12 protein-coding genes and 1 other RNA gene are annotated in these 12,766 nt (G+C 61.5%); all 13 read right to left on the bottom strand.

The window, feature by feature from the left end:
- Positions 1 to 34: 34 nt before the first annotated feature.
- Positions 35 to 1,267 carry an aminopeptidase gene (locus tag BM235_RS16255; RefSeq protein WP_090115117.1) on the bottom strand — a complete coding sequence of 411 codons (1,233 nt, stop codon included), beginning with the start codon at positions 1,265 to 1,267 and terminating at the stop codon, positions 35 to 37.
- 195 nt (positions 1,268 to 1,462) lie between these two features.
- Entirely contained in the window at positions 1,463 to 2,416 is a 954-nt protein-coding gene (locus BM235_RS16250; RefSeq protein WP_255374413.1) for a metal ABC transporter substrate-binding protein, read from the bottom strand.
- A complete protein-coding gene (locus tag BM235_RS16245) occupies positions 2,413 to 3,330 on the bottom strand; it encodes a metal ABC transporter permease (protein WP_090115115.1) in 918 nt (305 codons plus the stop codon). The genes BM235_RS16250 and BM235_RS16245 overlap by 4 nt, the downstream gene beginning before the upstream one ends.
- A complete protein-coding gene (locus BM235_RS16240) occupies positions 3,273 to 3,983 on the bottom strand; it encodes a metal ABC transporter ATP-binding protein (RefSeq protein WP_090115113.1) in 711 nt (236 codons plus the stop codon). Before BM235_RS16240 ends, BM235_RS16245 begins: the two co-directional genes overlap by 58 nt.
- Before the next feature lie 168 nt (positions 3,984 to 4,151).
- The gene (locus tag BM235_RS16235) at positions 4,152 to 4,649 is read right to left on the bottom strand and encodes a Fur family transcriptional regulator (RefSeq protein ID WP_090115112.1); all 498 of its coding nucleotides are present in this window, start codon (positions 4,647 to 4,649) and stop codon (positions 4,152 to 4,154) included.
- 57 nt (positions 4,650 to 4,706) lie between these two features.
- An RNA gene (gene rnpB, locus BM235_RS16230) (RNase P RNA component class A) lies at positions 4,707 to 5,118 on the bottom strand.
- A 320-nt stretch (positions 5,119 to 5,438) separates the two neighbouring features.
- Positions 5,439 to 6,554 carry a Nif3-like dinuclear metal center hexameric protein gene (locus BM235_RS16225; RefSeq protein WP_090115110.1) on the bottom strand — a complete coding sequence of 372 codons (1,116 nt, stop codon included), beginning with the start codon at positions 6,552 to 6,554 and terminating at the stop codon, positions 5,439 to 5,441.
- Positions 6,521 to 7,336 carry a tRNA (adenine(22)-N(1))-methyltransferase gene (locus BM235_RS16220; RefSeq protein ID WP_158543939.1) on the bottom strand — a complete coding sequence of 272 codons (816 nt, stop codon included), beginning with the start codon at positions 7,334 to 7,336 and terminating at the stop codon, positions 6,521 to 6,523. Before BM235_RS16220 ends, BM235_RS16225 begins: the two co-directional genes overlap by 34 nt.
- Positions 7,337 to 7,338: 2 nt before the next feature.
- Complete coding sequence (locus BM235_RS16215; RefSeq protein WP_090115106.1) at positions 7,339 to 8,172, bottom strand: hypothetical protein; 834 nt, start codon at positions 8,170 to 8,172, stop codon at positions 7,339 to 7,341.
- Between the two features lie 105 nt (positions 8,173 to 8,277).
- A complete protein-coding gene (gene rpoD / locus BM235_RS16210; RefSeq protein WP_090115104.1) occupies positions 8,278 to 9,414 on the bottom strand; it encodes an RNA polymerase sigma factor RpoD in 1,137 nt (378 codons plus the stop codon).
- 31 nt (positions 9,415 to 9,445) lie between these two features.
- Positions 9,446 to 11,272 (bottom strand): DNA primase, encoded by a 1,827-nt coding sequence (gene dnaG / locus BM235_RS16205; protein ID WP_090115102.1) that lies wholly within the window; start codon positions 11,270 to 11,272, stop codon positions 9,446 to 9,448.
- Between the two features lie 48 nt (positions 11,273 to 11,320).
- A complete protein-coding gene (locus tag BM235_RS16200; RefSeq protein ID WP_090115100.1) occupies positions 11,321 to 11,791 on the bottom strand; it encodes a YaiI/YqxD family protein in 471 nt (156 codons plus the stop codon).
- 166 nt (positions 11,792 to 11,957) lie between these two features.
- Complete coding sequence (locus BM235_RS16195) at positions 11,958 to 12,764, bottom strand: pyruvate, water dikinase regulatory protein (protein WP_090115098.1); 807 nt, start codon at positions 12,762 to 12,764, stop codon at positions 11,958 to 11,960.
- Positions 12,765 to 12,766 lie beyond the last annotated feature (2 nt).

Genomic DNA, 12,766 nt, shown 5'->3' with positions numbered 1-12,766 from the left:
CCGTATCGTTCGAAATGGGTAGGCTGCGTGAACGTCAGTTCGCCCAATTACCGCCGCGGAATACCGGTACCTTCGTGCCGTCCGCCCGAATGCCGTCGATCTCCATGTCGGCCCTTCCGACCATGAAGTCGACGTGAACGACGCTTGCGTTGACGCCGGCCTCTCGCAGCTCCTCGGGCGACATCGTTTTGCCGCCTTCAAGCGTGAACGGGAAGCCGAGTCCGATCGCCAGGTGGTTGGACGCGTTCTCGTCGAACAACGTATTGTAAAATAAAAGATTGGCGTTCGAGATCGGCGACCGATGCGGCACGAGCGCGACTTCGCCCAAGTAATGCGAGCCGTCGTCCGTCTCGACGATCTGCTTCAGAATCTCCTCGCCTTCCTCGGCTTCTACGCCGACGATTCGCCCGTTCTCGAACGTCAGCTTAAAGCGGTCGATGAGCGTGCCGCTGTAGCTAAGCGGCTTCGAGCTGCTCACATACCCGCTGGCGCCGTCGCGGTGAGGAACCGTGAACACTTCCTCCGTAGGCATGTTTTTCATAAAACCGATGCCGTCCGGCTTCGTCCCGCCGGCCGTCATCCACAGATGGCCCTTCGGCAGCCCGATCGTAAGGTCCGTACCCGGCGCGCTGTAGTGCAGCTTGTCGAACCGCTGCTCGTTCAGCCAAGCGGCTCTGGCCTGCAGATTCGCATCATGCGCGCGCCAATTTTCTACCGGATCGTCCGCATGGAGACGGACCGCATCGAAGATCGCCTGCCATAGCTTGCGGACGGACACCTCGGCGGATTCGCCGGGGAATACCTTCGCCGCCCATGCCTTGGTGGCGCTGGCCGCGATCGTCCAGGCAATCTTGTCCGACGCCGTTGCCTGCCGATAGACGGCGAGCGCCTCGCCGGCCGCCTTTTGATAACTGCCGATCTTTTTAGGATCGACGCCGCTCAGCAGATCGGGGTTGGACGAGTTGAGGAAAATAAAGCAGCCGCCTCGCTCGACGACTTCGTTGCGGCGCAGCTTCTCCCACTCGGGAAACTGGGTGAATACTTCAGGCGCGGCATGATCGTACTTCAGACGGGTGAGCGCATCGTCCGCCCAGTCCACGATCACGTTGCCGGCCCCGGCCTTGTAGGCATGCTCCGCGACCAGACGGGCCAGCGGCGCCCCCTCGATCTGGCTGGAGACGTACACGTCCTGGCCTTGCTGCACGTTGGCGCCGATCTTTACGATCAGTTCGGCGTACTTGGACAAATCATGTTCGAACTCCGACATGTCTCACGCTCCGTTTTCAGAATGCATTCGGTTTTCTATATTGTACCGAATTCGAGGATCGATCACAAACTGAACTGTCCGGTCATTTTAATGGGATTAAACGAAAGACGACCTCTTTCGGACAAGCAAAAACCCCGGGAAAACCGGGGTTTTTATCGCAAACATGTCGCGAACATATAGGAAGCGCAGCTCTTATTAAGCGTTTAACGCTTTTTCGAGCGCAGCCAGGTTCTGATTCATCAAGCCGATATAATCGAGTCCCTGCTTCTTGTCATCCTTCGTGAGCCCCTCGATCGGATTCAGCACGTCGGTCTTCGCGCCCGTCTCGCTCGCGATCGTCTCGGCGACCTTCGGGTCGACGAGTTCTTCGAAAAAGATCGTCGAGATGCCGAGCGACTTGATCTCCTTCACGACGGAGGCCATCTGCGCAGGCGTCGGCTCCTGATCCGGGGACAGGCCGGAGATCGGCAGCTGCGTCAGCCCGTACTCGCGCGCCAAATAGCCGAATGCGGCATGCTGCGTCACGAACGTCTTGTTCTTCGCTTGGCCAAGCGCCGTGCGGTAGTCCGCATCAAGCTGCTGCAGCTTCGCGATATAGGCCTTGGCATTCGCTTCGTAGTCGGCGGCGTGTGCCGAATCGGCCTTTGACAGGCCGTCTCTGATGCGTTCGACTTCCCGCTGCGCAAGCACGGGACTCAGCCATACGTGCGGGTCCATGCCGGCCTGCTCGCGGGTGTCCGACGCCTGTTCGCCGCCGCCCGTCTCGAGCTCGAGCCCGGAAGAAGCTTCGACGTCGACGCGATCCCCGTTGCCCGCGCTAGAGATCGCCTGCTCGGCCCAGCCCTCTACGATGCCGTTGTACACGAAAACGTCGGCTTTGGACAGCAGCGCCATATCCTTGGGCGTCGGCTCCCAATCGTGGGGCTCCACGCCGCCCGGCACCATCAACGTCACGTCGGCGAGGTCGCCGGCGACTTGCCTGGCGAATTCGTACATCGGATAAAAGCTGGCCGCCACATGAAGCTTGCCCGGCGAGTCCCCATTCGCGCCGGTACCCGCGGCGTTGTTCGTCCCGCCATGCCCGCACCCCGCGAGCAGCATCGATGCGGCCAGCGACGACAGCGCCGCTTTAGCCAGAATCTCCTTCACCCTCGCGACTCCCCCTTCTCCGCGACGCGCGCCGTGCTGCTGAATCGCGCCGCTTCGTACGGCGAATCCGGCGCAGCGCCGGTATGGCCGAGCCTGCTTTTGCGCTTCGCCGCGCGAAGCGCGCCCTTCTTGAGCCCGATGCCGACGAGCAGAATCGCGAGCAGGATGAGCGCGATCGTCGCGCCGGGCGGCGTGCTGAAGGCATACGAGGCAGCCAGTCCGGACCATACGCCGCCGAGGCCGAACGCCATCGAGAGACCGATCGCCATCGCGAAGCTCGAGGCGAGCCGGATGGCGAGCGCCGCAGGGAGCACGACGAGCGACGAGACGAGCAGGACGCCGACGATCGGCATCGCCGCGGCGACGATCATCCCCGTGACGACGCTGAACGCGAGCGACAGCCAGTTGACAGGCAGCCCGGACGTCTTGGCCGTATCTTCGTCGAACGTCATCTGATAGAGAGGACGGCGCATCAGGATGAAGAACAAGGCGGCCAGCACCGACACCGCGAGCATCAGGATAAGCTCGGTCCGGTTGACGGCCACGACAGAGCCGAACAAGTAAGACGAGAAGCTCTTGTTCACGCTCTGGTTCAGGTTCATGATGATGACGGCGCTGGACAGCCCGCCGACCATGATGATCGCGACGGAGATCTCGCTGTAGGTCTTGTACGATCGGCGGACATATTCGACGGCGACCGCGCCGACGATGGCGATGGCGAATCCCGTCAGGGTGGGATTCCAGTGGAGATAAGCGCCGGCCGCGATGCCCGCCAGCGAGACGTGCGAGAGCATGTCGGCCATCAGCGCCTGCCTGCGAAGCATCAGGTAGACGCCGAGCGCCGATGCGACGAGCGCTATGAGCGCGCCGGCGAGAAATGCCCTCTGCATGAAGTCGTAGTGCAGCATCTCCACTTGCCATCCTCCTTCCGTTCCAGCTCGATGATGCGATCCAAATATGGCGATACTTCGTCCAGGCCGTGCGTGACCATGACGACGGTGCGTCCGTACTGCTCCGTCTGCGTCTTCATGAGCTCGTAAAAACCGAACCGGCTCTCCCGGTCCATGCCCGTCGTCGGTTCGTCCAGCACGAGCAGGTCCGGCTCCATCGCCAGCGCCCGCGCGATGCAAATCCGCTGCTTCTGGCCGCCGGACAGCTCGCCGATCTTGCGGTGCCGCAGATGCCACATCCCCACCTGCTTGAGCGCCAACTCCGTCTGTTCATGATCCCGGGCGTCCATTTTCCTGAGCCACGAGCCCTTCGTATAGCGGCCGGAGCGCACGAACTCCAGAATGCTGCTCGGAAAGCCGCTGTTGAACGCCGCGATTTGCTGCGGGACGTAACCGATCGTCAGCTTGCCGCCGCCGGTGCCTCGGGACGCCAGGCTGATCTTGCCCTTCCAAGGGGCCAGCAGGCCCATCATGAGTCGGAGCAGCGTCGTCTTGGATGCGCCGTTCGGTCCGGTGACGGCGACGAATTCGCCTGCGCCAATCTCAAGATTCACGTCCTCCAGGCTCGGTACGTCGTCGTAACCGAACACGACCTGCTCCATCGCTACGAGCGCCATTTCGTTCTCCTCCTCGTCCTTTATCGTAAAAGTTACGCTTATATCGCATAACGAAAGCCCGCTTCGCAGCCGGCTTTAACATACTCGTATCCATTTATCCGTAACAATTACACTTAAACAATATAGCAGTATGCCGCATAAGCGTCAACACTATTCATGGCTTCGCGACTAACGGGCGATCGCCTTCGCGCCTTCTTGCTGGCATTCCTCGCACACGCCGTAAATCTCGAATCGGTGGCTGAGCACGCGATAGCTGCCGGGCAGCTCCAGATCTTCCTTCATCGGGCAGTAGTCGAACGACAGCGTCTTCTCGCAGTTCGTGCAGATGAGGTGGTGATGATGGTGCTTGGCGCAGTTCGCCCTGAACTTAAGCCCGCCGTCCATAAAATAAAATTGCTCCAGCACGCCCATATCGCTGAGCATCCGGAGATTGCGGTAAACGGTATTGAAGCTGACGCTCGGATACTTCACGGCTAACTGGTCGTAAACGTCCTTCGGAGACAAATAGCCTTCGGTATCGGCGAAAATGCGGGCAAGCGTCCGGCGCTGGTCGGTAATGCGCCATCCGGCCCTGCTCATCATCGACACCATCTCTTGGACCGTCGCGGCTTCGCCGTCCGAATCTTCGTCATGGCCGCATGCTTCGTTGTGTTCGTGCACGCTCATCTGTATCGACCTCCTATCCTTTATGTAAAAAGCAAGGACGGATTCATTAGCGCATAATCGGAAAGCGCGACGTAAGCCGGGTTCTGTACTTCCGGTGGTAAGACGGACCTGGTGGTCCTCCCACGGATGGAAGCGACAATCATCTATCTAGGCCGTACGTTGCCGCACGGCTCAAGCGACCAACCCGAACGCGCCCCGGGCAAGGGCCGCGGCTCAAGGCCGCTGCGTTCCTCTTCGGTCTTGCTCCGGATGGGGTTTACCAGGAGCAAAGTCGCCAGTGCTCCTCGTGGTCTCTTACACCACGGTTCCACCCTTGCCTGATCCGCGACGAATCGCGGCCATCGGCGGTCCATTTCTGTGGCACTATCCTTCGGCTCGCGCCGACTGGACGTTATCCAGCATCCTGCCCTACGGAGCCCGGACTTTCCTCTCGCGGCGCGAAGCCGCCAGCGATTGTCTGTCGAACTTTCCGATATGCACCGATAAGTATAACGAATATTGCGCTCCGGCACAATGGCAGCGGCGCCCACTGCCGGAAAGTAGGCTGCTACACGGGCTTGTGCGCCTTTTCTTGCGTCGTCGGTATCATGTAAAAATACATGATAAACGCTGGACATATGTGATTAACCGCATGCTATCGCGCAAATTTGCATGATACAGCCGCGCAAATAGCCATTTTCGCATAAACTAGACGTTTCATCATGCACTTTTGCAGGATAGCCTCATTCTGAAAGCGCCTCGCTCCGCGATCCTGCGCTTTTGCAGGATGAGGGGCGCCTCGGCCGCCAGCTATTTCAGCCTGAACGGATCGGTATGCACCTCGGACGCGAACACTTCCGTCGCGTAGCCCTTCTCCGCGAGCCGCTCGCGCAGCCACTGCGCGGTCTTGGGTCGCATGATCTTTTCCGCATAATGTCCCGGGTCGACGATCGCGAGCCCGCCCGCTTCGGCATCCTGCGCCGAATGGAAGTCGATGTCGCCCGTGACGAGCACGTCTGCGCCCATGAACATCGCCCGCTTGATGTAGCTGCGGCCCGAGCCGCCGAGCACGGCGACTTTGCGCACCGGCCGCGCGCCGTCCCCGACGACGCGGACGAACGGCATGCCGAGCCGTTCCTTGACATGGTCGGCGAAGTCGTCCAGCGGCATGGCCGCCGGCAGCTTGCCGACACGGCCAAGACCGAACGAACGGCCCTTCAGGTCGACGCCGTACAGATCGTAGGCGACCTCCTCGTACGGATGCGCCTTCAGCATCGCCTGCACGACCGCCTTGCGCGCGCTCTCGGGGACGATGATCTCGATTCGCGTCTCCTCGGCGCTCGCCAGCTTCCCCTTCTCGCCGATGAACGGGTCGCTCCCCTCGCGCGGCATAAAGGTGCCGATGCCGTCGACGTTAAAGCTGCAATGGCTGTAATTGCCGATCCAGCCGCCGCCTGCCCGGAACATCGCGTCCCGTACGGCCTCGCCGTGCGTACGCGGCACGAATACGGCCAGCTTGTACAGCTTGTCCGTGTGGACTTCCTCCAGCACGTCCCGGCCTTCGAGGCCGAGCGCTTCCGCCATCCAATCGTTGAGACCGCCCTCGGCGGTATCCAGGTTCGTATGCGACACGTAGACCGCGATATCCCGCTTGATCAGCTCCGCGGCTAGCGCGCCGGCCGGCGTATCCGTCTGCAGATGGGCGAGCGGCCGATAGATGATCGGATGATGGGCGACGATGAGCTCCGCCCCCAATCCGACGGCTTCCTTCACGACGTCCGGATTGACGTCGAGCGTCACCAGCACGCGCTTAATCTCCTTGCGCAGCGAACCGACCTGCAGGCCGATCTTGTCCCCTTCGACCGCGAAGTGCTTCGGCGCGAGCCGTTCCATCAATTGGGCGATCGTCTCTCCCCTTGCAAGCATGCCAATACCTCCTCGATCTCGGCCGTCGTGCGCGTCCAGGCTTCCAGCTTGGCGCGCGTTTCCGGGGCGTCCGATTGCTTCATTCCCTGCGCGATGCGCTCGCGCTTCGACAGTTCGCCGCGCCACTTGGCCATGAACGCTTCGTCCGGCGAACGGAGCAGCAACGGGCCCATCTCGTATAACAAATCCGTCGGAACCGCCTTGCCTTCGGCGCCGAGCAGGGCCGCATCGTACAGCGCCTTGTGCCTGGCTTCGGACTCCGCGGCGCTCGCCGCGCGCTCCGCCCGCAGCAGCGTATAAATCTCGCCGTCTTCTTCGACGAGGCGCTCCAGCTCAAGCACGTAGCGATTGTTTTCGAGCCAGCGCCGAACCTGATCCTCGGCTACGTGCGGCGAAAGGATGAGCGTCGTCACGCCCGACAGCGCCTCGCCCGCTTCCTCGAGCAGGCGCACCATCAGGCTGCCGCCCATGCCGGCGATGCAGACGGTGTCCACTTCATTCGGCGCGAGCACCGTCAGACCGTCGCCATGGCGGACGGTCACGACGTCCCCGACGCCCGCGGCACGTACCTGCCGCCTGGCCGCCTCGGCCGGTCCGGCGTTTACGTCGCCCGCGACCGCATACGCGATCGTGCCGGCCAAAGCCAAATGCACGGGGAGCAGCGCGTGGTCGGTGCCGATGTCCGCGAATCGCGCGCCTGGCCTCACGAGCCCAGCAAGCGCGGCGAGCCGCTTCGACAGCTTCGGCGCATCTATCGAAGGTTTGCCGTTCCTATCATTCATGTTCATGCAACCCATTCCATCCATTGTCTGCGCAGCCGGAACATGAGCGTGCCGACCAGCGCGATTTTAACCAGCAGCTCGACCTGGATCCAATCCCGGTCCACGCCGAACAGCGCGGAGTATACCTCGGGCATGAACCATAGAATAAGCGCCGTCGCGAACAGCACGGCGCCGGTCGCCTTGAACTTCACGTGCGCGAACCAGCTGAGCCAAGCGAACAGCAGCGCCGCAGGCACCCAGAACACCTGCACCTCGAGCCAGCTCGGATGCGGCACCTGCCGAGACAGCACGGCTGCGTAGAGCGCGATGACGCCCATCCATCCGAGCCAGTGCAGCACCGCGAAGCGCTCCGCGATGCCGCATACGATCCAGATGAGGGCGCTGGCGAGCAGCAGCACGAACAATCCCGGTCCGTCCGTCCAGCCCTGAACGTAAAGGATCGCCGTGCCCGCGGCGGGCAGCAGCAGCATCCCGGCGCTGAGCAGCGCCAGGCCGCGCGCCGGCAGACGCTCCCTATAGCGAGAGCCTAGACCGACGAGCGCGCCCGTGCCGATGACCGCGACCGCTATTTGCAATGCCAGCGGAAACGCGCTAAAATGAAGGACAACAAGGCAGATCAAGGAAAATATGCCAATGACATACAACCATTGTTTTCCGGAAGCCTGACCGATCTGACGCAGCTTTTCGCCCGCCGCGCTCTTGGGCCGAACCGTCAGATCGTCCAAATACAAATTCAGCAGGAAGTCGCAATACTGTTCGGGCAGCATTTTCGCCCGGCGCCAGGATTCGATCTCCCGCACGACCCATTTCCTCTTGTCCTCGTCCAATGGAGGCATGTCGACAGCTCCTCTCGCTACGTAGCACCCTGGATGCCAAGAGGACCTTGCAGCCCATGGATCGGCGCAAGGTCCTCTGCATGAACGCAGTCCGGCGTTCGGTTTTTATTCCAGGAAGTCCTTCAGACGCTTGCTGCGGCTCGGGTGACGAAGCTTGCGGAGCGCCTTCGCTTCGATCTGCCGGATCCGCTCGCGCGTGACGCCGAATACTTTGCCGACTTCCTCCAACGTACGCGTGCGGCCGTCATCGAGGCCGAACCGCAGCCTGAGCACGTTTTCCTCGCGTTCGGTCAGCGTGTCCAGCACGTCCTCCAGCTGTTCCTTCAGCAGCTCGTAAGCCGCCGCATCCGCCGGCGCCAACGCCTCCTGATCTTCGATGAAGTCGCCCAGATGCGAGTCGTCCTCTTCGCCGATCGGCGTCTCGAGCGACACCGGCTCCTGCGCGATCTTCATGATCTCGCGAACCTTATCCACGCTGAGCTCCATTTGCTCCGCGATCTCTTCGGGCGCCGGCTCGCGTCCGAGCTCCTGCAGCAGCTGACGCGATACGCGGATCAGCTTGTTGATCGTCTCCACCATATGGACGGGAATCCGGATCGTCCGCGCTTGGTCGGCAATCGCCCGCGTGATCGCTTGGCGAATCCACCAGGTGGCGTACGTACTGAATTTGTAGCCCTTCGTATGGTCGAACTTCTCGACGGCCTTCAGCAGGCCCATATTGCCCTCTTGGATGAGGTCGAGGAAAAGCATGCCTCGTCCGACGTACCGCTTCGCGATGCTGACGACGAGGCGCAGGTTCGCTTCGGCCAGACGCTTCTTCGCTTCCTCGCCGCCTTCGCCGCCGATCTCGATCTTCTTCGCAAGCTCGACCTCGTCGTCGGCGCCCAGCAGCGGCACGCGTCCGATCTCCTTCAAGTACATGCGAACCGGATCGTTGATCTTGATGCCGGGCGGGAGCGACAGATCGTCGTCGAAGTTGAACTCGTCGCGTTCGTCCTCGTCGCGTTCGCGATCCCGGCCGCCTCCGATCTCGTCGTGATCGTTGACGACCTCGATGCCGTGATCGGCCAGCTGCTCGAAGAAATCGTCGATTTGTTCGGCGTCCTGGTCGAACGGAGACAGCTTCTCCATGATGTCTTTATAGGTTAGTCCGCCCTTTTTCTTGCCTTGTTCGATGAGCAGCGACTTGACCTGCTCCAGCGAGCTCTCCGTCTCGAGTCCGGTGTGTTGATCGTTCGCCATTTCCGACTCCCTCCTCCCTGCAGCGGCGGCTTCAGCTTTCCTTCTGCCGTCTCTCCAGGGCGATAATCTCTGTCAATATTTGCGCGGCGCGCAATGGATCACCGGTACGCTCCGCTCGGTTCATTTCTTCGTACAAGCTCTGCAAATCGTCCTTTTTCGTCACCTGGCGTTCGACCGTTCGCATGCAATCGGCAAGTTCCCGCTCTCCGAATGGCACTTCGATCAGCGCGATGGCGCTGGTCGCGCGCTCCAGCCGGTCGTCCTGCAGCGTGGCGATGAATCTTCCTATGTCAGGCTGGTTGCCCTGCGCGTAATAGGCATATAGATAAGCAGCGATTGCCGCGTGATCCTCCACATGGAAGCGATCGCCCAACCGTCCCTGGACGATCCCCGCCGTCTCGCCGTCCTGCAGCATCCACGACAGGAGATACTGCTCGGCCTTGACATAGTCGACCGACACCTTGGGAAGCTTGGCCGAACTTCGGTTATCATTCCATTCATTATTCCACGATCCGTCCGGAATATCCCCAGCCGTTCCCAATTTCTCTTGCTGCCTGATCTTGAACACGTCCTGCTTTAAACTGTCCGTCGAAGCCCCGAATTCCTGCGCCAGCTCCTTGAGCGTCAACTCCCGCTCGGTAGCCGATTCGCGCCTGGCCACGAGCTTGATGGCGTCTTCGAGATACCGGAGCTTCCCGTCTTCTTCTAGCAGTATATGGGATTTCCTCAAATAGATGAGCTGAAATTTGAGGGCGGACACCGCGCCTTCGACGATCTCCCGCATATAAGCTTCGGAGCCGTATGCCGAGATGTATTCGTCCGGGTCCATCTTGCCGGGCAGCACGCCCACCCGCACTCTGAAGCCGGCGTTCTCCAGGAGCGGGATGCTCTTGCTCGCCGCGGCCATCCCCGCATCGTCCCCGTCGTAGCAGACGATCGCCTCGTCCGCGTAGCGCTTCAGCAAGGAAGCGTGCTCGCCGGTGAGTGCGGTCCCCATCGTCGCGACGCCGTTGTGCACGCCTGCCGACCAAGCTTTGATGACGTCCATGTAGCCTTCGAGCAGCACGACCTGCCTCGTCTTGCGAATCGTGCCCTTCGCCGCGTGGAACCGGTACAGCGTCCGGCTCTTGCTGAACAGCGGCGACTCGGGCGAATTCAGGTACTTCGGCTGGCCGTCCGACATCAGCCGCCCCGCGAAAGCGATAATCTTGCCGTCGCCGTCGTGAATCGGGAACATGACGCGGTCGCGGAAGCGGTCCACGAAGCCTTCGCCTTCGTGCCGCCTGGACAGAAGTCCGCCCCGGTCCATCTCCGCCAGGTCGAAGCCCTTCTTGTCCAACGCCTGCGTCAGCGTATCCCACCGGGCCGGCGCGTAGCCGAGCCCGAACTCCTCGATCAGCTTGTCCGTCATGCCGCGGTCCCGGAGATAGTTCATCGCACCGGTGCCGGCCGCGGTGTTGCGCAGCACGGCGTGATAGAACTTCGCCGTGTACGCATGCGCCTCCGTCATGACGGAGCGTTCCTTCTGGCGCTCGGACTGCTCTCCTTCCGGCGCCTGCCAGGAGATCGGAATGCCCGCTTCCTCGCACATGCTCCGGATCGCTTCGGGGAAAGTCTCGTTTTCGATTTCCATCACGAACTTGACGACATTCCCGCCCTTGCCGCAGCCGTAGCAATGGAAGATCTGCTTTTCCGGCGTCACCGTGAAGGAAGGCGTGCGCTCGGAATGGAAAGGGCAAAGCCCCTTCAAATACTTGCCGTTCCTGGACAACTGAACGTAACGACCGACGGTCTCCGCAATGTCGTACCGCCGAAGAACCTCGTCGATCGTCTCTTGTGGAATCATGCCGTTATACATATTAAGCCATCCGCCCTGCCGTTCGATTTCGGCACGTAATACAATTCGCTAAACGAACGAATTCTCCTGCAACCTCCGCAGCAGCAATGTCAGTTTTTGTTGAAAGCGGTCGCGGTCCTCGTCAGTGAACGGCTTCGGTCCTCGCGTCCGCATCCCGCCGCGCCGCTGCTTGGCCGAAAAATGCCGCTGCGCGAGCAGACCGTCGATATTCTCCTCGTCGATCGCCTTGCCGCGCGGCGTCAACACCGCCGCTCCGCGCGCCAGTCCTAACGCGGCCAGCCCATAGTCGCCGGTGACGAGAATGTCCGAGCCTTTAAGCGCATTGGCGATATACAGATCCGCCGACTGGTCGCTGGCGTCCACCGTCACGACGTCGACGCCTTCCTCGGCTTGGAGCACGTGCGCATGCGAAGATACGAGCAGGGCTCTCGTCCCCGCCGCCCTCACGCACGCGGCGATCTCCGGTTTTACCGGGCAGGCGTCCGCGTCGACCACGACCCGGACCGGATTTTGCAGCATTCGACACCCCGCTCATTGATGATGTTGTGAGTCCCTATTATATACGCTACCGGCGCGATAAATCCTTCCTGCGGCCCAAAATTTCAGGCCGGGTTCCCGTAAGAAAGCAACAACCAGCCGCCTTGGAGGCATGCCGGTTGTCCGCCGTTTTTTTGTCGAAATGCGACTATTTTTCCAGCTGCTCCATGATCAGGCTGGCCGTCTCTTCAACCGCCTTATTCGACACGTCGATGATGACGCAGCCGAGCTTCTTCATAATGCCGTGCGCGTATTCCAGCTCCTGCTGGATCCGCTCGGCCGTCGCGTACGAAGCCGTGTTCGGCAGTCCGAGCGCCTTGAGCCGTTCGACGCGGATCGCGTTCAGCGCGTCCGGCCGGATCGTCAGCCCGAAGATCTTGGTCTTCGGGACCAGGAACAGCTCCCGCGGCGGCGTGAGCTCCGGTACGAGCGGCACGTTCGCGACCTTGTACGTCCGGTGCGCGAGCACCATGGAGAGCGGCGTCTTCGACGTCCGGGAGACGCCGGTCAGCACGATGTCCGCCTTGCTGACGCCGGTCACGTCGCGCGCGTCGTCGTAACGAACCGCGAACTCGACCGCCTCGACCTTGCGGAAATACCCGGCGTCGAGCACATGATTCAAACCCGGCTCATGCCTGGATTGACAGCCGAAGCGCTGCTCCATCTGGTCGATGAGCGGGCCGAGCAGATCGATCGCCGAGATGCCCCGCCGCGCGGACTCCGTAGCCATATAAGCGCGGAGCGCATCGATGACGAGCGTATACAGCACGACGGCACGTTCGCTCTGCGCCGCCTCGAGCACGGCGTCGATCGCCGCCTCCCGCTGGATAAAGCCGGCCCGCCGGATTTGCACCTTGAGCGGGTGAAATTGGGCGGCGGCCGCCCGCACCGCGAGTTCTCCGGTATCGCCGGCCGAATCGGAGACGACGTAGACGGTTACGCTTGTTGCTTCCATGG

It is taken from the genome of Cohnella sp. OV330, from assembly GCF_900112065.1.
Taxonomy (GTDB): domain Bacteria; phylum Bacillota; class Bacilli; order Paenibacillales; family Paenibacillaceae; genus Cohnella.
This window is presented reverse-complemented; position numbering and strand designations above follow the sequence as displayed.

Excerpts from the sequence above, each read along its gene's own strand:
- BM235_RS16255 (WP_090115117.1), bottom strand. The coding sequence starts at position 1,267 with ATGTCGGAGTTCGAACATGATTTGTCCAAGTACGCCGAACTGATCGTA.
- BM235_RS16240 (WP_090115113.1), bottom strand. The coding sequence starts at position 3,983 with ATGGCGCTCGTAGCGATGGAGCAGGTCGTGTTCGGTTACGACGACGTA.
- BM235_RS16235 (WP_090115112.1), bottom strand. The coding sequence starts at position 4,649 with ATGAGCGTGCACGAACACAACGAAGCATGCGGCCATGACGAAGATTCG.
- BM235_RS16225 (WP_090115110.1), bottom strand. The coding sequence starts at position 6,554 with ATGCTTGCAAGGGGAGAGACGATCGCCCAATTGATGGAACGGCTCGCG.
- BM235_RS16220 (WP_158543939.1), bottom strand. The coding sequence starts at position 7,336 with ATGAATGATAGGAACGGCAAACCTTCGATAGATGCGCCGAAGCTGTCG.
- BM235_RS16215 (WP_090115106.1), bottom strand. The coding sequence starts at position 8,172 with ATGCCTCCATTGGACGAGGACAAGAGGAAATGGGTCGTGCGGGAGATC.
- rpoD (WP_090115104.1), bottom strand. The coding sequence starts at position 9,414 with ATGGCGAACGATCAACACACCGGACTCGAGACGGAGAGCTCGCTGGAG.
- dnaG (WP_090115102.1), bottom strand. The coding sequence starts at position 11,272 with ATGTATAACGGCATGATTCCACAAGAGACGATCGACGAGGTTCTTCGG.
- BM235_RS16200 (WP_090115100.1), bottom strand. The coding sequence starts at position 11,791 with ATGCTGCAAAATCCGGTCCGGGTCGTGGTCGACGCGGACGCCTGCCCG.
- BM235_RS16195 (WP_090115098.1), bottom strand. The coding sequence starts at position 12,764 with ATGGAAGCAACAAGCGTAACCGTCTACGTCGTCTCCGATTCGGCCGGC.